The organism is Patulibacter defluvii (assembly GCF_034096925.1).
GTDB classification, from domain to species: Bacteria; Actinomycetota; Thermoleophilia; order Solirubrobacterales; family Solirubrobacteraceae; genus Patulibacter; species Patulibacter defluvii.
Map to the genome: position 1 here is coordinate 1 of NZ_JAWZSQ010000001.1, position 17,658 is coordinate 17,658.

The window sequence follows — 17,658 nt, forward strand, 5'->3', positions numbered from 1 at the left end:
CCCGCGGTGGCGGCCGCGGCGGCTCCGGCCGCGGCGGGCGCACCAGCCGGGCGCGGGACGCCGGGCGCGGCCGGGGCGCCGGGGTGCGGCGCCAACGTCTGGACCCGCGGCTGCGCCTGCTGCTCGGCCAGCTGGCGCTCCAGCTCGGCCAGCCGCTCGGGGGCGGTGCCGGCCCACTCGCGCAGCCGCTGCAGCTCCCGTCCCTGGGTGAAGACGAGGATCGCCATCGCGGCCACGGCCACCAACGACGCGAACCCCACGTAGGGGCCGATTTCGTCGAACTTGCTCGCAAAACCGGCAGCGAGCACGGGGACCGCGGGGGTCATAGCGGACCAGTGTAGGCGTTCGCCCCCACGTCTCGCGCACCCGTCGGACCACCCTCCGCGGGCCCGCCGGGAGCGCCGGCGGTGGCGTCGCCGCTCGCCGCGGCGGCGGTGGACGGCGTCTCGGCGGCGTCGGACGCGGGGCCCGACTTCTCGGCGTGGGCGCGTTGCAACTCGGCGACCTTGGCCGCCAGGCCGGCCGCGTCGCCCTCCAGCACCAGCAGCGCGACGTCGTTGAACATCGCCTCGACGATCTCGGGGTCGAAGGCCGCGCGCTCGGCCCGGCGGATCCGCTCGGCGTCGGTCGGCTGCGGGACCTCGAAGGGGTTGAACAGCTCCTCGTGGAGCTTCTCGCCGGGCCGCGGGCCGACGACCTCGATCGCGATGTCCTCGTCCGGCCGCAGCCCCGACAGCTCGATCATGTCGCGGGCCAGCTGCATGATCTTGACCGGCTCGCCCATGTCGAGCACGAGGATCTCGCCGGTCGTGCCCAGCGACCCGGACTGGATCACCAGCTGGACCGCCTCGGGGATCGTCATGAAGTAGCGGGTCATCGCCGGGTCGGTGACGGTGACCGGACCGCCGAGCCGGATCTGGCGCTGGAAGATCGGCACCACCGACCCGCTCGACCCGAGCACGTTGCCGAACCGCACGCACGAGAAGCGCGTCTGCGGCCAGCGCTGGGCGGCGCTCTCGACGGCCAGCTCGGCCAGCGCCTTGCTGGCGCCCATCACCGTCTTCGGGTCGACCGCCTTGTCGGTCGAGACGAGCACGAACCGCTCGACCCCGACCTCGCCGCAGAGCCGCGCCAGCGAACGGGTCGCGACCGCGTTGTTGTGGACCGCCTCGACCGGGTTGGCCTCCATCAGCGCCACGTGCTTGTAGGCGGCGGCGTGGAAGACCACCTGCGGCCGGTGCTCGGCCAGGATCTCGCGGATCCGGTCGCCCTCCTTGACGTCGGCGATCACCGACGCCACGACGTCCTCCGGCACCTGCCGGTCCTCGAGCAGCTCGCGCTCGATCTGGAAGAGGTTGTCCTCGGCGTGGTCGAGGATCACCAGCCGCGCCGGCCCGACCCGCGCGATCTGGCGGCAGAGCTCGCTGCCGATCGACCCGCCGGCGCCGGTCACCAGCACCACCCGCTCGCGCAGGTAGGCGCCGACCCGGTCCAGCTCCATCCGCACCGGGTCGCGGCCGAGCACGTCCTCGACCCGCACCTCGCGGACCTGGCGGACGGCGGTGCCCTCGCCCGCCTGCAGCAGCTCGAAGACCGTCGGCAGCGTCCGCACCGGCACCCCGCGGCGGCGGCCGGCGCGCAGCACGTCGGCCCGCAGCGTTCCCGGGGCGGAGGGGATCGCGATGATGATCTCGTCCGGCTCGAGCTCGTCGATCACCCGCGGCAGGTCGCGGATCCGGCCCGTCACCCGGACCCCGTCGACCCGCGTCCGGAGCTTCCGCTCGTCGTCGTCGACGAAGCCGATCGGCCGCAGCCCCAGCGACGGGTTGCGCAGCATCTCGCGCAGCACCAGCCGCCCGCCCTCGCCGGCGCCGACGATCAGCGCCGAGCGCGCGTCGCGACCGCGGAAGCCGACCAGCAGCCGGCCCTCGGCGAAGGTCCGCACGATCACCCGGATCCCGACCAGCGCCAGCACCCCGGCGATCAGGGCGATCCCGAGCACGCCGTTGGGGGGCGAGACGGTCACCTCCAAGTCGCCGTTGACCCGCGTCACCGGCTGCAGGATCGCGTTGACCGCGTAGAAGGCGATCAGGCCCAGGACCAGGCCCTGGCCGGCGCGGAGGTCGTCGCGCGAATCGCCGTGGCGCCACGAGCGGTGGTAGCCGCCGAGCAGCCAGATGCCCAGCACCACGCAGGCGGCGGCGATGTACCAGGTGTGGTTGAAGAGGTCCGAGAAGCGGGCCGGGACCTTGTCCGCGTCGAAGCGGAGCTTGAAGCCCGCGTAGTAGGCGCCCGCGGCCAGCACGAAGTCGACCAGCGCCTGCAGGGGCGAGAGTCGGTGGAACGTCAGCGCAGCGGGGCGTCGCCGCATCGGGGCCGATTCTCGCACTTGGGACCGGACCGCACCGTGCCCGCCGTCGCGCGGTGGCCGTCCGGCGCGCCTTCAGGAACCGCTAGGGAACGGTCGCGATGATCCCCGCCGTGGCCGTCCCGAACCGCAGCGCCGCCGCCCGGCCGGTGCCGATCGCGCTGGCGCTGATCGGCGTGGTGGTGATCGCGCTGGCGCTCGGGTTCATGGGCCGGACGACGAACAACGGCGCCTTCCACGGCTCGTGGGAGTTCTCGCGGCTGGGCGGCCCGTGGCTGGTCGGCGCGTTCGCGGCCGGGATGCTGTGCGGCTGGCGGCGGGGGCCGGAGGGGCTGGCGCTGGGCGTCGTCGGCGGCGCGATCGCGATCGCCCTCGGCTCGCTCAGCTACTACGGGATCTACATCCTGGTCGAGGACGGGGTCGCGGCCCGCCGGGCGGCGAAGCTCGGCGTCGGCTGGGCGATGGCCGGCGTGGTCGTCGGCGGCACGCTCGGGCTGCTGGGGGCGACGCTCGCCACCCGCGCCGGCGGTCGGGCGCGGGTCTGGTTGCAGGGGGCGGCGGTCGGCACCCTCGGCGGCCTGCTGATGGGCGAGTCGATCGCGCTGCTGTGGGTCTGGGACCAGCACGACCTGCGGGTGATGGCGACGCTCGAGGGCCTGGCCGGCGCGGCGCTGGTGGCGCTGGCCGCCGTCGGCCGCTCGTGGCGCTGGATCGCGGCGGCGGTGGTCGCGGCCGCGGTCACGGCGACGGTCGCCCCGATCGTCACCACGATGGTCCGCGAGGCCCTGCGCCGGGTCGGCTGGGCCGGGGCGTAGTCAGGCGACGGGCGACAGCAGCAGGTCGGTGAAGACCGCCGGGTCGCGCCGGATCCGGCCGCCGTCGCCGTCGGAGCGGTCGCGCTTGACCAGCTCGACCGCCGTGGGATCGTCGAGCCGCCGCAGCCGGCCGGCGGCGATCAGCGCGTCGTCGACCGCGCCCGGCTTGCCGTCGAAGGTGGTGAAGACCGGCGTGCCGAGGGCGACGGCCTCGCGGTTCATCGTCCCCCCGGCGCTGACGACCAGGTCGGCCAGGGCGACGAGCGAGGGCCCGTCGATCGGCCGCTGCGGCACGACGAAGCCCCCGGCCTGCGCCAGCTCGGCCCGCTGGTCGTCGGTCCGCGGCAGCACGACCACCTGCCCCTGCTCGCGCAGCCGGGTGAGCACCTGGGCGAAGCGGTCGTTGTGGAAGCGGTGGTACAGGGAGACCTCGGGCGGCGTGCGGACGACGGCGATCGGCGCGGCCGGGTCCAGGCCCAGGTCGTCGAGCACGGTCGGGTCGGGCTCCAGGTCGGACAGGTAGTACTCCTCCTTGAGCCCCGCGTAGGCCCGGATCTTGCCGCCGGCCCCGTAGCCCGCCAGCCGCTCGGCGGGGATCGCGTCGGGCACCACCACCGCCTGCGCCAGCCGGCAGTTGATCTGGTGCTGGACGGTCGCCCACTCGTAGTCGAAGGCGGTGGTGACGGGGATGCCGAGCGCCCGCGCCGCCACCGAGACGTCGTTCGACCCGTGCCCGATCGCCAGGTCGAAGGGCTGCGCCCCGGCCCGGCCCCGCCAGCCCCCGCCGGGCCAGCCGCCGACGGTCCGCGCCCACCGCACCAGCGCGGTCGAGCGCGAGGCCAGCCCGCGGGCCTTGTCCGGCAGCCGCTCCCCCCGGTGGTGGCCGATCGCGGTGTGGGCGATCCCGTAGCGATCGCAGAGCCCGAGCGTCTGGGCGAAGTCGCGCGCGGTCACGTCGACCCGATGGCCGCGCCGGCGCAGCTCGTCGATCACCGGCCGCAGGACCAGGACGTGCGGGCTGTTGGTCAGGTCGATCCAGACGCGCATCGCGACCCCGGATGCTGGCAGGCCCCCGACGGCGGCGTCCTCCGAGCCGAACGATCCCGGCCCTGGGCGTCCCTAGGAGCCGCGGTGGCGAACGTACGGGACGAGCCCCGGGTCGGGACCCCCGATGGCCACCAGCTCGGTCGGGATGTCGGAGCGAAAGGCCGGCTTCACTGGTTCGACTTCGGTGGTCGAGACACGGCGCCACGCGATCGGGCGCCGAGCGCCCCAGACCACGAGGTTCGTCTCGCCGGAGAGCGCCGCCGAGGGCGAGAGCACCGCCTCGAAGCCGAGGCCCCGGAGCCGGTGAGACTCCAACTGGCAGACCTGGTGGTCGTCGCTGCCCAGCGCGCCAGCAGGCAGCCCGTGGCGCTCGCAGGCGCCGGCCGCCGTGAGGTCGGCGACATCGGCCAGCTCCATCCAGCCGCGCCAGAGCCGGAACCGCGCGTCCGCCGCGTCGGCCGGATCCGTCAGTCCGAAGTGTCGGACCATCTCCGCCCACGCTCCGGCCGCCGACAGCGACAGGTACTGCGTGGGCGGGCTGTGCTCGTCGTGCCAACGACCCGGGCTGAAGTTCGGGCCGGCGCACCAGGCCACGTCGTAGCTGGTCCATCGCCAGACCGTGCCGCAGAAGTCCGTCGACGGCGGACGCCTCATGCCGCGCGCATCGCCCGTCCGGCGACCGCGGCCGCCCGCAGCTCGCCCTCTCGCTCCGCGTCGGCGAGCAGATCGATCGGGGCGGCACCGCCGAGATCCGGATGCGGCCGCTCGAACCAACGAAGCACGCCGCGCGACGTCCACCCGTGCCGGAGCACCGCCACCAGGTCGAGGACGACGCGCTCGCGCTCGGTGAGGCGCCGTGGGCCGTGAGCCCGCCAGCGCTGCACCGTGCGCGGCTGAACGCCGAGCAGACGCGCGATGTCCTTCTGCGCGACATCGGGCAGCCAGTCGGAGAGCTGATCGATCAGCTGCCCGGTATCCGCGACCGCCTGCTCGCCGGCGTGATCGACCGCGTCGCGCAGGACGTGCCGCGCCGCTTCGATCTTCGTCAGCAGGTCGTCGATCTCGTCGGTGGTCAGCGCGTCGTCGTCGTCGCGGTTGGCCAACCGTCCGAGCGCCTCGATCACGTCGGTGAAGGTGGCGCGCCGGGCAATCGGCACCTGCAGACGGACCTCGCGATCGAGCGCGTCGAACGCGCGGGCGAAGGTACCCCGCAACCGGGCCATCACGAGCGCCTGCGACATCGGATCGACCGCAGCGCCGCGCAGCTCCTCCTGCACGTCCGCCAGTCCGCGAGCAGCGCCCGCGATCTCCGCCGTTGCGGTCATGTTCCGCCTTTCGCGTCGCTGTCGCTTCCACACGACACACTAGCGACCGTCTGCGGATCCGGCAAAGGCCTCACCGCTCCCCGAGCACCGCCGCGACCGCGTCGACGACCTCCCCGATCTGGCCGTCGGTGATCGTCGCGCTGACCGGCAGCGCCAGGTGGGTGCGGGCCAGCTCCTCGGTGACCGGCAGCTCGACCCCGCCGGCGGGCAGGAAGCGGGCCATCGGCGGCTGGCGGTGGACGGGGGTGCGGTAGTAGCTGCGAGCACCGACCTGACGCTCGGCCAGTCCGGCGACCAGCTCGTCGGCCCGCGGCGTGCGCACCACGTAGAGGTGCCAGGCGGGCACGGCGCCGGCGGCGGGCACCGGCAGCGCGACCAGCTCGCCCAGGCCGGCGTCGCGGTAGCGCTCGTGGGTCCGCGCGCGGTGGACGGCCCAGGCGGGCAGGTGCGGCAGCAGCACCCGCAAAACGGCGGCCTGCAGCTCGTCGAGGCGGCTGTTGTAGCCGATCGCGACGTAGTCGACCTTGTCCTCCGAGCCGTGGAAGCGCAGCGTCCGGACCCGCTCGGCCAGCGCGTCGTCGCTGGTGGTGATCGCGCCGCCGTCGCCGAACGCGCCGAGGTTCTTCGAGGGGTAGAAGCTGAAGGTGGCGATGTCGCCCAGCGCGCCCGGCCGCTGCGGCGCGCCGTCGGGGCCGGCGATGGTCGAGCCGGCCGCCTGGGCCGCGTCCTCGACCACCGGCAGCCCGGTCCGCTGACGGATCTCGGCGATCGGCGCCACGTTGCCGAACAGGTGGACCGCGATGATCGCCTTGGTCCGCGGGGTGACGGCGGCGGCGACCGTGTCGGCCGTGACGCACATCGTCTCCGGATCGACGTCGCAGAAGACCGGCGTGGCGCCGGTCGGGGGGATCGCCTCGGCGCTGGCCCAGAAGGTGAAGGAGGGCACGACGACCTCGTCACCCGGGCCGACCCCGAGCGCGCGGAGGGCGATCACGATCGCGTCGGTGCCGTTGGCGACGCCGATCGCGTGGCGGCTGCCGATCGCGGCGGCGAACTCGCGCTCGAACGCCTGGACCTCGGGCCCGAGGATGAAGCGGCCGTCGTCGGCGACCCGCAGCAGCGCCTGGTGCAGCTGCGGACGCAGCGGCTCGAGCGCCGTGGCGAAATCGAAGAGGGGGACGGCCATGGAGCGAAGGGTATGGGGCTCCCGCACCGGTTGGCACGCAGCGCCTGAACGCCAACGCGCCAAGGTTCGGCCACCGGCGACCGGCCAGGCCGTACCCTCCCGCCGATGCCCGACCAGCGATCCGCGGCGCCGCCGCCCGGTGGGTCCCGGATCAGCCGCCGTCGCGCGCTGGTCGCCGCCCAGCTGGCCGGGCTGCTGCACGGCCCGGCCGAGGCGCTGCCGGTCTCCTCCTCGGCCCACGTGGCGCTGGTGGCGCGGCTGGCCGCGGGCCGGCGGGGGCGGCGGCCGGCCGACCCCGAGGTGGCCAAGAGCGTCGAGGTCGGCGCCCACGCGGGCACGCTGCTGGGGCTGGCGGTCGGACTGCGGCACGAGGCGGCCGACGCGCTGCGCTGGGTCCGGCGCGAGCCCCGGGCGGCGGCCGCGGCGGCGGGCCGGATCGCGGTCGCGTCGCTGCCGGCGGTCGCGGCCGCGCTGACGCTGGAGCGGCCGATCGAGCGCCACCTGGGCGGCGACCGGGCGATCGCCTCGGGGCTGCTGGTCGGGGGGCTGGCGATGACCCTCGCCGACCGCCGCGGCGCGGGCGACGACGACGCGCGCGACTGGCGCGACGCGACGGTGGTCGACGCGGCGGCGATCGGCCTGGCCCAGGCGACGGCGCTGTGGCCGGGCGTCTCGCGCAGCGGGGCGGTGCTGGCCGCCGCTCGCGCGCGCGGGTTCTCGCGCGCGTCGGCCGGCCACGTCTCGGCGGCGCTGGCGGTGCCGGTGGTCGGCGGCGCCACGGCGCTGAAGGTGGTGCGGCTGGGGGCACGGGTGCGCCAGGGGACGATCGCCCCGGCGAGCCTGACCCCGCTGGCGGCGGTGACGGCCACGGCGGCGGTCTCGGGACGGGTGGCGGCGCCGATCGCGCGCCGGACCCTCGACGGGCTGCCGCTGGCGCCGTTCGCGGCCTACCGGGTGGTGCTGGCCGGCGTGCTGCTGTGGACCGACCGGCGCTGGACGGCGGTCCGCGAGCGCGCGGTCTGACCGCGGGCCCCGCCGACCTGCCACCATCACACGCGATGAGCGACGCCTACGCTGCTTCCGGGGTCGACACGAACCAGTCCGACGCCGGCGTCGGTGCCCTGGTCCGCGTGCTCGGCACGATCGACACCGGCAAGCCGTCGCTGTCGGTGCTGGCCTCGGGCCACTACGCGAGCGTCCTGCGGGTGGCGCCGAACCTGGGGATCGCGGTCGCGACCGACGGCGTCGGCTCGAAGCTGATCGTCGCCGAGGAGACGGGCCGGCTGAGCACGGTCGGGATCGACTGCATCGCGATGAACGTCAACGACCTGGTCTGCGTGGGGGCCGAGCCGATCGCGATGCTCGACTACCTGGCGGTCCAGGAGCCGGACGCCGCGCGGCTGGCGGCGATCGCCGAGGGGCTGCGGGCCGGGGCCGACGACGCCGGGATCGAGATCCCGGGCGGCGAGCTGGCGGTGCTGCCGGAGCTGCTCCGCGGCCATCCCGATCCGGGCGGCTTCGACCTCTGCGGGACCGCGATCGGCACCGTCGCCCTCGACGAGCTGGTGACCGGGGCCGCGATCGAGCCGGGCGACGCCCTGATCGGCCTGCCGTCGAGCGGGATCCACTCCAACGGCTACACGCTGGCCCGCAAGGCGCTCCAGCAGGACGGCGGCCTGGCGCTCGACGACCGGCCGCAGGAGCTGGGCGGCGCCTCGGTCGCCGACGCGCTGCTGGAGCCGACGGTGATCTACGTCCGCGCCGTGGTCGAGCTGCTGCACAGCGGCGTGCCGGTCCGCGGCCTCAGCCACATCACCGGCGGCGGGCTGCTGAACCTGGTCCGGCTGGGGGCGCTCGACGCCAACGGCGCCCCCCACCCCGACGCGACCGACGGTCCCCGGCTGGGCTTCGCGATCGAGGACCCGCTGCCGCTGCCGCCGATCATGCCGTTGATCCAGCGCCTCGGCGGCGTCTCCGACGCGGAGATGTGGGAGGTCTTCAACATGGGCTGCGGCTTCGTCGCCGTGGTCGCCGAGGAGGACGTCGACGCCGCCGTCGCGATCCTCGAGCAGCGCCACCCCGGCAGCCGCCGGATCGGCACCGTGACCAACCGCGGCGGCGAGTGCAGCGCGCCCGGCGGCGTGGTGCTGCGGGGCTAGCGGGGGCGGTCGCGGCGACCGGCTCGACCGGTCGTCGAACGACTTCTCATCCACGGGTGAAAGATCGGCGGGGATGCCGGACATCTCCCCTTCGAGTGCCGGGACGACGTGTGGTCCCTGCCTCTCGCGGCGGCCGTTCCGGTCGCAACCCCGCCCCCTGATGCCGGAACGGTTCCGCAGTCCCACACACCAGCCCCGCCAGAGTGGCGCCGACCGGGAACCCCCTTTTCGCCCGGTCGGCGCCCGCGGCCGGCGGCTGCGCGAACGGCCGCTGCGGGACGCGAGCGGCCGTGCTCATCGGATCAGGGGCGGGCGCCGATCTGGCGCACGTCGCCCGAGCTGACCACCACGGTCTGCTCGATCAGGTCGCCGTCGAAGAGCGGCGAGGGCTCCAGCAGCCGGGTCACGTGGGCCAGCGGCCGGGCCGACGACTCGACGAAGATCAGCGTGTCGCGCTGGCGCCGCCCGGTGTAGTCGGAGTCGATCGAGACCGCCGTGCCGGAGCGGCCGCGGGGGTCGCGGGCGGTCCCGTCCAGGCGCACGCCGGGGATCGTCGCCATCACGTCGAAGAGCGCCGCCCGCAGCCGCGGCGAGGGGCCGGCCTCCATCAGCAGCGTCGCCGCCTGCTCGAAGATCCCGACGTCGACCGGGACGTCCGAGGCCGCCGCGACCCGTCGCAGCGTCTCGCGCAGCCGCTCGCGGTCGGCCGGCAGCTCGCGGACCGACGGCAGCCCGTCCGGCCGCTCGCCGAGGCCGACCAGCTGGCCGGCGCCGTAGCGGCGCAGCGCCACCCGCGGCCGCGCGGCCACCGGCGGGGCGTCGCGGTCGGCCGCCATCCGCTCGCGGTCGCGGGGACCGATCGGGCGGATCGGGTCGGTGACCGTCCGGGTGCGGCCGGAGCCGTCCGGCGCGACCCACGCCTCGACGGTGCTCGGCCGGTAGTACCCGTACGGCGGCTGGTGGTCGGTGGCGCCGACCAGCAGCTGCTCGATCTTCGTGTAGGCGATCGCGCCCGTCGGGGCCTGGACCGCCTGGGCGTCGGCGGCGTCCGAGGTCGCCCGCAGCACGTCGGCGGCGCGGGCCACCGCCGGACCGCCGGAGGAGGAGAGGACGCTGACGCCGACCACGACCGCGGCGGTCGCGACGCCGCCGCCGAGGGCCACGCGCAGCGGCCGCCGGGGCACGAACGGCGAGCGCGGCGCGGGGTCGCGCGGGGTGGCGAGGATCCGGGCCGGGATCGGGGGCGGCGGCACGTCGCGGAGCGCGGCGACGTCGACCGGGTCGAGTCGCTCGAGCAGCTGGAGGGCGGGGTCGGTCATCGGTGCTCCATCACGGGCGGGGCGGACGCGGGCGCATCGGAGGACGCGTCCGCCGGGTCGAAGGGCCGGTCCAGCTGCTGGCGCAGGCGCTGCTTGGCGCGGTGCAGCCGGACGCTGAAGCGGGGGGCGGCGATGCCCAGGACGGCGGCGGCCTCGCGCGGGGCCAGGCCCTCCCAGACGATCAGGCTGAGGACGTCGCGGTCGCCGTCGGCCAGGCGGTTGAAGGCGGCCATCACCCGCTCGGCGGCGAGGCCGTCGTCCTCGCCGTGGGCCGGGTCGCGGACGACCCGGTCCTCCGGCTCGCGCTCGAGCCGGGCGATCAGGGCCTGCGCGCGACCGCTGCCGCGGCGGGCGTTGGCGACCGTCTTGCGGGCGACGCCGAGCAGCCACGGCAGCGGCGGCTCGGGTAGGTGCTCCAGCCGCCGCCAGGCGACGAGGAAGGTCTCGGAGGTGACGTCGGCCGCGGCGTCGCGGTCGTCGATCCGTCGCAGGACGTAGGCGTGGACGGCGCGGTGGTGCTCGGCCCAGAGGGCCTCGAACCGCTCGCGTGCCGCCTGGTCGTTCACCTCGCTCGGGCCGTCGGGGACATCACACCTACGTACTGTCCACCTTCGGCCGCGACCTTTCACGGCGACGGCGCGCGACCCCCGACCGTCGGGACCGCGCGCCGGGGGCGGGGCTCAGCAGCGGCTGTCGAGCTCGCTGGCGAAGACGCTCGACGCCTGGTTGTTGAAGCTGCCCAGCGTGCCGACCGCCGAGTGGCTGTCGACGCAGCGACGGGTGCCGCCGCCGTCGTAGCCGTCGGCCAGCAGCGCGTCGCCGTCGCGGCGGTTCTTGACCGACGCGGTGGTGTTGTCGAAGCCGTAGTCGGCCAGCGACTGCCAGCGGTTGGCGCTGAACTGCCGCAGGCCGCCGCCGTAGCTGGTCAGCGAGTAGAGGCAGATGTAGTTGGCGTTGCAGTCGTCGGCGGCGGCCGTCCGCATCGCGACCGCGCCGTCGCCGAAGAGCGTCACGTCGGTGGTCTCGGCCGAGTCGCGCGCGTCGCGGTAGGCGGCCAGCCGCTGGATCTCCGGCGGCGCCTCGTCGGCCGTGCCCCGGGGGATGTAGTAGACGGTCAGCGTCTCGGCGCCGGGCCCGGCCAGCGGCGGCTGGGCGACCTGGTAGTAGCCCGGCTCGGTCTCGGACGCCAGGTCGGCGCCGCTGTCGACGGTCGGGACGTCGGCTGATGGGGCGACGCTGGGGCCCAGCTGCGGGGCGGCGATCGCTGATGGGACGAACAGGGCGCTGGCCAGCAGGACGCTGACACCGGTGGCGAGCAGGGGGAGACGGGTCACGCGAGCCCTCCTTCGGGTCGTTCGGCCCCAGGTGACGGCACCACCCTCGGGACCGGGGGGATGTGCCGGCCCCGAACCGTATGGGCTGGCGAAGGCCGACGCAACCGCCACGTACGATGTCCACATCGCCCGCCTCGACCCCCGGTGGCGTGCAACGCGCGCTGCAACAGGGGGTAGGAGACCAGGATGGTGCGCCATCCCACGTCGTCAACCGGCAAGATCGTCCCCGTGGACCCGCATCCCACCGCCACCCCATCGCCGAGGGAGCGGACGCCGACCCGCGGCGTGGCCGCACAATAGGCCCATCCCCCGGTGACCATCGACGTCGGAACACTGCTCGCGGATCGCTACCGCCTGGAGGCCCAGATCGGCTCGGGAGGGATGTCGACGGTCTATCGCGCCTTCGACACCGTGCTCGAGCGGACGGTCGCGATCAAGCGGATGCACCGCGAGATCGCCGAGCACTCCGAGCAGCTGGAGCGGTTCCGGCGCGAGGCGCGGGCGGTCGCGCAGCTGAACCACCCGCACATCGTGCAGGTGATCGACGCCGGCGAGCACGACGACACGCCGTTCATCGTCTTCGAGCACGTCCGCGGCGAGACGCTGAAGGAGCGGATCCAGCGCGCCGGCCGGCTGCCGGTGACCGAGGCCGTCGCCTACGCGATCGAGATCGCCCGCGCGCTCGGCGCCGCCCACGTCCGCGGGATCGTCCACCGCGACGTCAAGCCGCAGAACGTGATGATCAACGAGGAGGGCCTGGCGAAGGTCACCGACTTCGGGATCGCGCGGACGCTGGAGGAGCACGGCCTGACCGCCGACGGGCGGGTGCTGGGCACCACCGACTACGTCTCGCCCGAGCAGGCGATGGGCCACGAGGTCACCGGCCAGAGCGACATCTACTCGCTCGGGATCGTGCTCTTCGAGATGCTCGTCGGGGACATCCCCTTCCACGGCGAGAACCAGGTCGCGGTGGCGATGAAGCACGTCCGCGAGGAGCTGCCGGACGTGCAGGCGCTGCGGCCCTCGGTCGGCGCCGCGCTGGCCGCCGTCGTCGACCGGGCGACGGCCAAGGACCTGGACGTCCGCTACCCGAACACCGACGACCTGGTCGCCGACCTCGAGGACGTGCTCACGATCGAGGCCAGCCGCCGCGGCGAGGCGACCGGCGAGGCGACCGCCGTCCTCCGCACGCTGCCGCCCCAGAAGCAGCAGCGGCTGAACCTGCGGGTCCGCCGCCGCGGCCTGCTGCTGCTGGCGATCGTGCTGGTGCTGGCGGCGCTGGCCGCGGCGGCGATCCAGCTGCTGCCCGACGCCGCCCAGCGCGGCACCGGCCAGCGGCCCTCGACCCCGCCCGCGAAGGGCGAGGAGGCCGTCTCGCTCTCGCCCAGCGACGCCCACGACTACGACCCGCTCGGCGACGGCAGCGAGCACGCCGACGAGACCTCGCGGGTGGTCGACGGCGACCCGGCCACCAGCTGGTCGACCGAGCGCTACAGCGGCGGCACGCTGCCGAAGGACGGGGTCGGGATCTACCTCGACGCCGGCACGGTGACGGTCGCGGCGACCAAGCTGTCGCTGGCCACGACCACGCCCGGCTGGAGCGGCAAGGTCTACGCGGCCAAGGACGGCAGCGGCCCGCCGTCGTCGTTCCCCGACCCGCAGTGGCAGCCGGTCGGCGAGATCGAGGACGCGCCGGCCCGCAGCAACGTGCCGCTGCTGACCAACGGCACCCGCTACCGCTACTACCTGGTCTGGATCACCAAGCTGCCGGCGGGCGGCGAGCGGGTCGGGATCAGCTCGCTGAGCCTGCTCCGCCGCCGCTGAGGCCGCCGGCTACGGCAGCCCGGCGGCGCTGGTCCGCCGCAGCCGCGCGTAGCGGAAGTTGACCGCCAGCAGGATCAGGGCCCCGATTCCGGCGTAGAGCACCAGCACCCGGATCGGGAACGACGACGAGGCGTCGGGGAAGTAGAGGACCTGGCGCAGCAGCGAGACGCCGGCCCCGGTCGGCAGGTTCTGCCCCAGGTGGTGCCAGAACGACGGCAGGAACTCGGGCGCGGTGCCGCCGCCGGAGATCTGCGCCCCGAGCACGAAGTAGAGCAGGCTGGTGATCGCCGCCCCCGCCGAGCCGATCAGCGAGACCAGTCCCGCCGTCGACGCGGTCACCGCCAGGCTGATCAGCGAGACGGCCAGCACCCGGGTCAGGTAGTCGGCCCCGCTGCCGACGCCGAACGCCGCCGCGACGCCGGTGACCACGAAGCCGAACAGCAGCGCGTAGAGGACCAGGAAGGTCCACGGCAGCACGCCACGGCGGAGGTCGGCCCGGAAGCCGGGCACCAGCCGCCCGAGCCCGAGCACGCCGATCGACCCGCCGAGGGTGATCACCTGCAGCAGCAGCGCGATGCTGGCGCCGCCGGCGTCGTCCCGCGGCAGCGGCGCGACGTCCTTGATCCGCGGGGCGGCGCCCTGGCCGCCGGCCGCGCCGAGCGTCGCCCGCAGGTAGCTGGCCGCCTGGTTGCTGGCCGCCGAGGCCACGATCAGCCGCCGGATCCCGCCCTCGCGCGAGGGGACGACGGCGGCGTAGATCCGCCGCTCGGCGATCAGCTTCGCCGCCTCGCCGGTGCTGGCGACGGGCTGGACCCGCAGCGCGCCGGGCGCCCGCTGCTCGAGCGCCTGGGCGGCGGCCGGCGGCCCGACGATCGCCACCGGCAGGTCGCGCGGCCGCGGGCTGTGGCCGATGCTGAGGAAGGCGGCGCCGAGCGCCAGCGCCAGCAGCACCCCGACCGCGGCCAGCAGCCCCGCGAAGCGCCAGAAGCGACGGCCGGCCGGCCCCGTCTCGGGATCGTCGACCGGGGCCTCCGGAAGGGAGTCGGCGGCGGGCTCGTCGGCGCTCATCGCCGCGAGTATCGCCGAGCCGGGGGACGGCGTCCGCGTCCGCGGCGCCGCCGCGATCAGAAGGCGTGCGCGCGCTCGCGGGCGAACCGCTCGACGGCCAGCTCGACCAGCCGCGAGACGAGGTCCGGGTAGGCCAGACCGCTGGCCTCCCAGAGCTTCCCGTAGACCGAGGTCTCGGTGAAGCCGGGCAGCGTGTTGAGCTCGTTCAGCAGCACCGTCTCGCCGTCGACGAAGAAGTCGACCCGCGCCAGCCCCTCGACGCAGGAGAGGGTGAAGGCGCGCGCGGCCAGCGCCCGCAGCGTGGCCTTCGCGGTCGCGCTGATCTCGGCCGGGACCCGCAGCTCCATCCCGCCCGGGGTGTACTTCGCCTCGTAGTCGTACCAGGCGTCGGGATCGTCGCTGGTGAGGACTATCTGGCCGACCTCGGAGACCTCGGGCGCGGCCCCCGAGCCGAGCACGGCCGTCTCGGCCTCGATCCCGCTCGCCGACGCCTCGACGATCACGCGCGCGTCGTGGCGCAGCGCCGCCTCGACCGCCGGGGCGACCTCGTCGGCGCTGCGGGCGGGTGCGATCCCGACCGACGAGCCGAGCCGCGACGGCTTGATCCAGACCGGCAGCCCGAGCGCGTCGATCCGCTCCAGGACCGCGTCGCGATCGGCCTCCCAGTCGGCGGCGTGGACCGCCTCGTAGTCGACCTGGGGGATGCCGGCGGCGGCCATCAGGTCCTTCGAGACCAGCTTGTCCATGCAGACGGCCGAGCCGAGCACCGGGGCGCCGACGTAGGGCACGTCGAGCAGCTCCAGCAGCCCCTGGACCGCGCCGTCCTCGCCGAACGGCCCGTGGAGGACCGGGAAGGCGACGTCGCAGTCGAGCAGGCCGCCGCCGGGGACCAGCGCCACCGGCTCGCCGTCGTCGGTCGTCCAGGCGCCGTCGCGGGCGAGGTGGATCGCCACCACCTCGTGGCCGGCGGTCCGCAGGCCCTCGGCGACCGACGCCGCGGACCGCAGCGAGACCTCGTGCTCGGACGACCGACCGCCGCCCAGGACCGCCACCTTGCTCATGTCCGCTTCGCTCCGTCGTCGGGTCGGGTCGGCCAGGCGATCACGCTCCGGATCCCGCTGGTCATGCTCTGCCGGGCGCCGCCGGGGCGGGCGCGGCGGACGGCCGGCGTGGTCCGTCCCCCGGCGCCGTCGGCGACCGGCGCGCGGGCCCCGTCGCCGTCCGACTTGGCCCCCGCCCCGTCGTTCGGGTTGGTGGTCGTGGTCGGCTGGAACTTGCCGACCTGGAGGTCGATCGTCGAGCCCTTCGGCACCTTGCGGTCCTTCGGGAACTGGTTGACGACCTTGCCGTCGAGGCTCTCGTCGTCGACCGAGACCGTGGTGTAGCGCGGCTTCAGCCCGGCGTCCTTGAGCGCCTTGTCGGCCGCCGCGCGGGCCTGCCGCTCGACGTTCGGCACGTTGACGTCGTTGCTCGGCGGCGGGTTCGGCTCGTCCGTGGCCGGCTTCTTGGCGACGGTCAGGCGGACGACGCTGCCCTTGGTCGCCAGCGCCTTCGCCGACGGGCTCTGGGCGGTGACGGTGCCCGGGTCGGCGGCGTCGGTCTCGCTCTCGGTCACGTCGACCTGGAAGCCGGCCTCCTTGAGCGCCGCCTCGGCGTCCGCCCGCGACTTGCCGACGAGGTCCGGCACCTCGACCTGGTTCTTGTCGCTCGGGGGCCCGCTCGAGACCGAGAGCACGATCGGGCTGCCGGGATCGACCTTCAGGCCGACGCCGGGATCGGTGCCGATCGCGCGGCCGGCGGGGATCGACTCGCTGGCCACCTGCTGCTGGGTGATGTCGCCGTCGCCGAAGCCGGCCCGCACCAGGGCCGCACGGGCGTCGCGGGCGGAGAGGCTGGCGACCGCCGGCACCGTCAGCTGCTTCGGTCCGCTGGAGACGGTCAGCAGGATCCGCGACCCGTGCCGCACGCGCTTGCGGGGCCGCGGGTCCTGGCGGAAGACCTGGCCGGCGCGGCGCTCGTTCAGCGCCTGCTCGACGGTCACCCGGAAGCCCTGCTCCTCCAGCTTCTGGACCGCCTTGCCCTGGGAGATCCCGATCACGTTCGGGACCGTCTCCATCCGGCCGAAGATCAGGTAGCCGACCAGCGCCAGCGCCACCAGCGTGGCCAGCGCGACGGTGATCGTCCAGGCCCGGCGGCGGCGCTGGCGGGCCTCGGCCTGCTCGCGGGCCTCCTCGGGCGCGACGCCGGCCGGGACGGCCATCCCCGCCGCCGGCTGCAGCCAGCCGCCGGTCGGCTGGTCGCCGTAGCCGGGAGCGCCGGTGCTGTAGGTGCCGCGCTCGGGCGCCGGCGCGCCGGAGACGATCCGGTGGCGGACCCCCTGGAGCGCGGCGATGAACTCCTCGGCGTCGGCGAAGCGGTCGTCGGGGGCCTTCGACAGCGCCCGCATCACGACCGCCTCGAGGTCGGCGGGGACCTCGGGGTTGACGATCGAGAGCGCCGGCGGCTCCTCGTTGACGTGCTTGAGCGCGATCGCCACCGGCTGGTCGCCGTCGAACGGCAGCCGCCCGGTCAGCATCTCGAAGAGGACCACGCCGACCGCGTAGAGGTCGGCGGCGGGGGTGATGTTCTGGCCCGAGGCCTGCTCCGGCGACAGGTAGTGCGCGGTCCCGACGATCATGCCGGTCTGCGTCATCTGCAGGTCGTCGACGGCGCGGGCGATCCCGAAGTCGGCGACCTTCAGGTCGCCGTCCTGACCGACGAGCACGTTCTGCGGCTTGATGTCGCGGTGGACCAGCCCGCGGCGGTGCGCGTAGCGGAGCGCGTCGAGCACCTGGCTGATCTGGTCGATCGTCTTGACCGGATCGAGCGGCGCCTGGTCGCGGATGACGTCCTTCAGCGTCACCCCGTCGACCAGCTCCATCGCCATGTAGGGGATGCCGTCCCAGTCGCCGCGGTCGAAGACCTGGACGATGTGCGGGTGCTGGAGCCCGGCCGCGGACTGGCTCTCGCGGCGGAAGCGGGCGACGACCTGCGGGTCCTCGGCCAGCTGCTCGTGCAGCACCTTGAGCGCGACGTGGCGCCCGAGCTGCAGGTCCTCGCAGGCGAAGACGTCGGCCATCCCGCCGGTCCCGATCCGGCGCTCGACCCGGTAGCGGGCGTCGATCGTCTGTCCGGTGCGGTTCATGGCCTGCCCCCAAGCATGGCGCGACCGGC

General features: G+C 75.0%; 16 protein-coding genes. 4 read left to right on the plus strand and 12 right to left on the minus strand.

Features of this window, described 5'->3' with window-relative positions; translation table 11 throughout:
- Positions 1 to 326, minus strand: a 326-nt coding sequence (locus SH587_RS00005; protein ID WP_320668482.1) for a hypothetical protein, incomplete at its 3' end; no start/stop codon positions are given.
- The gene (locus tag SH587_RS00010) at positions 323 to 2,371 is read right to left on the minus strand and encodes a polysaccharide biosynthesis protein (protein WP_320668483.1); all 2,049 of its coding nucleotides are present in this window, start codon (positions 2,369 to 2,371) and stop codon (positions 323 to 325) included. The genes SH587_RS00010 and SH587_RS00005, both read right to left, overlap by 4 nt.
- A 98-nt stretch (positions 2,372 to 2,469) precedes the next feature.
- Here SH587_RS00010 and SH587_RS00015 point away from each other — a divergent pair, with 98 nt between their 5' ends.
- Complete coding sequence (locus tag SH587_RS00015) at positions 2,470 to 3,183, plus strand: DUF6518 family protein (RefSeq protein WP_320668484.1); 714 nt, start codon at positions 2,470 to 2,472, stop codon at positions 3,181 to 3,183.
- Here the strand turns inward: SH587_RS00015 and SH587_RS00020 are convergent, their stop codons facing one another.
- The 4 genes from SH587_RS00020 to SH587_RS00035 form a co-directional block, all read right to left on the minus strand.
- Positions 3,184 to 4,230, minus strand: coding sequence for a DUF354 domain-containing protein (locus SH587_RS00020; RefSeq protein ID WP_320668485.1), 1,047 nt, complete (start codon positions 4,228 to 4,230; stop codon positions 3,184 to 3,186).
- A gap of 72 nt (positions 4,231 to 4,302) precedes the next feature.
- A complete protein-coding gene (locus tag SH587_RS00025; RefSeq protein ID WP_320668486.1) occupies positions 4,303 to 4,884 on the minus strand; it encodes an RES family NAD+ phosphorylase in 582 nt (193 codons plus the stop codon).
- Positions 4,881 to 5,507 (minus strand): antitoxin Xre/MbcA/ParS toxin-binding domain-containing protein, encoded by a 627-nt coding sequence (locus tag SH587_RS00030; RefSeq protein ID WP_320668487.1) that lies wholly within the window; start codon positions 5,505 to 5,507, stop codon positions 4,881 to 4,883. The genes SH587_RS00025 and SH587_RS00030 overlap by 4 nt, the downstream gene beginning before the upstream one ends.
- Before the next feature lie 118 nt (positions 5,508 to 5,625).
- A complete protein-coding gene (locus SH587_RS00035) occupies positions 5,626 to 6,741 on the minus strand; it encodes a DegT/DnrJ/EryC1/StrS family aminotransferase (RefSeq protein WP_320668488.1) in 1,116 nt (371 codons plus the stop codon).
- A 105-nt stretch (positions 6,742 to 6,846) separates the two neighbouring features.
- On the opposite strand from SH587_RS00035, the gene SH587_RS00040 reads away from it, so the two are divergent.
- Both SH587_RS00040 and purM read left to right on the plus strand, forming a co-directional pair.
- Positions 6,847 to 7,764, plus strand: coding sequence for an undecaprenyl-diphosphate phosphatase (locus SH587_RS00040; protein ID WP_320668489.1), 918 nt, complete (start codon positions 6,847 to 6,849; stop codon positions 7,762 to 7,764).
- A 35-nt stretch (positions 7,765 to 7,799) separates the two neighbouring features.
- On the plus strand, positions 7,800 to 8,900 hold the full coding sequence (gene purM / locus SH587_RS00045; RefSeq protein WP_320668490.1) for a phosphoribosylformylglycinamidine cyclo-ligase: 1,101 nt from the start codon (positions 7,800 to 7,802) through the stop codon (positions 8,898 to 8,900).
- A 302-nt stretch (positions 8,901 to 9,202) separates the two neighbouring features.
- Here purM and SH587_RS00050 read toward each other — a convergent pair whose 3' ends face one another.
- The 3 genes from SH587_RS00050 to SH587_RS00060 all read right to left on the minus strand — a co-directional run bounded on the left by SH587_RS00050 (position 9,203) and on the right by SH587_RS00060 (position 11,553).
- Complete coding sequence (locus SH587_RS00050; RefSeq protein WP_320668491.1) at positions 9,203 to 10,219, minus strand: CU044_5270 family protein; 1,017 nt, start codon at positions 10,217 to 10,219, stop codon at positions 9,203 to 9,205.
- Positions 10,216 to 10,785, minus strand: a complete 570-nt coding sequence (locus SH587_RS00055; RefSeq protein WP_320668492.1) for an RNA polymerase sigma factor — start codon at positions 10,783 to 10,785, stop codon at positions 10,216 to 10,218. The genes SH587_RS00050 and SH587_RS00055 overlap by 4 nt, the downstream gene beginning before the upstream one ends.
- A gap of 114 nt (positions 10,786 to 10,899) precedes the next feature.
- Complete coding sequence (locus tag SH587_RS00060) at positions 10,900 to 11,553, minus strand: peptidase inhibitor family I36 protein (protein WP_320668493.1); 654 nt, start codon at positions 11,551 to 11,553, stop codon at positions 10,900 to 10,902.
- Positions 11,554 to 11,865: 312 nt separating this feature from the next.
- On the opposite strand from SH587_RS00060, the gene SH587_RS00065 reads away from it, so the two are divergent.
- The gene (locus SH587_RS00065; protein WP_320668494.1) at positions 11,866 to 13,377 is read left to right on the plus strand and encodes a protein kinase domain-containing protein; all 1,512 of its coding nucleotides are present in this window, start codon (positions 11,866 to 11,868) and stop codon (positions 13,375 to 13,377) included.
- Between the two features lie 9 nt (positions 13,378 to 13,386).
- On the opposite strand, the gene SH587_RS00070 is transcribed toward SH587_RS00065, so the two are convergent.
- From SH587_RS00070 to pknB, 3 genes are read right to left on the minus strand one after another with little or no spacing between them, the layout of a single operon-like run.
- Positions 13,387 to 14,445: a hypothetical protein gene (locus SH587_RS00070; protein WP_320668495.1), complete on the minus strand. Its 1,059-nt coding sequence runs from the start codon at positions 14,443 to 14,445 to the stop codon at positions 13,387 to 13,389.
- Between the two features lie 56 nt (positions 14,446 to 14,501).
- On the minus strand, positions 14,502 to 15,506 hold the full coding sequence (locus SH587_RS00075) for a D-alanine--D-alanine ligase family protein (protein ID WP_320668496.1): 1,005 nt from the start codon (positions 15,504 to 15,506) through the stop codon (positions 14,502 to 14,504).
- Positions 15,503 to 17,629: a Stk1 family PASTA domain-containing Ser/Thr kinase gene (gene pknB, locus SH587_RS00080; RefSeq protein WP_320668497.1), complete on the minus strand. Its 2,127-nt coding sequence runs from the start codon at positions 17,627 to 17,629 to the stop codon at positions 15,503 to 15,505. Before pknB ends, SH587_RS00075 begins: the two co-directional genes overlap by 4 nt.
- Positions 17,630 to 17,658 lie beyond the last annotated feature (29 nt).

Bases quoted from the DNA above. Each gene is read 5' to 3' on its own strand.
- SH587_RS00075 (WP_320668496.1), bottom strand. From the start codon at position 15,506: ATGAGCAAGGTGGCGGTCCTGGGCGGCGGTCGGTCGTCCGAGCACGAG.
- SH587_RS00025 (WP_320668486.1), bottom strand. From the start codon at position 4,884: ATGAGGCGTCCGCCGTCGACGGACTTCTGCGGCACGGTCTGGCGATGG.
- SH587_RS00010 (WP_320668483.1), bottom strand. From the start codon at position 2,371: ATGCGGCGACGCCCCGCTGCGCTGACGTTCCACCGACTCTCGCCCCTG.
- SH587_RS00040 (WP_320668489.1), top strand. From the start codon at position 6,847: ATGCCCGACCAGCGATCCGCGGCGCCGCCGCCCGGTGGGTCCCGGATC.
- pknB (WP_320668497.1), bottom strand. From the start codon at position 17,629: ATGAACCGCACCGGACAGACGATCGACGCCCGCTACCGGGTCGAGCGC.
- SH587_RS00070 (WP_320668495.1), bottom strand. From the start codon at position 14,445: ATGAGCGCCGACGAGCCCGCCGCCGACTCCCTTCCGGAGGCCCCGGTC.
- SH587_RS00020 (WP_320668485.1), bottom strand. From the start codon at position 4,230: ATGCGCGTCTGGATCGACCTGACCAACAGCCCGCACGTCCTGGTCCTG.
- purM (WP_320668490.1), top strand. From the start codon at position 7,800: ATGAGCGACGCCTACGCTGCTTCCGGGGTCGACACGAACCAGTCCGAC.
- SH587_RS00035 (WP_320668488.1), bottom strand. From the start codon at position 6,741: ATGGCCGTCCCCCTCTTCGATTTCGCCACGGCGCTCGAGCCGCTGCGT.
- SH587_RS00015 (WP_320668484.1), top strand. From the start codon at position 2,470: ATGATCCCCGCCGTGGCCGTCCCGAACCGCAGCGCCGCCGCCCGGCCG.
- SH587_RS00050 (WP_320668491.1), bottom strand. From the start codon at position 10,219: ATGACCGACCCCGCCCTCCAGCTGCTCGAGCGACTCGACCCGGTCGAC.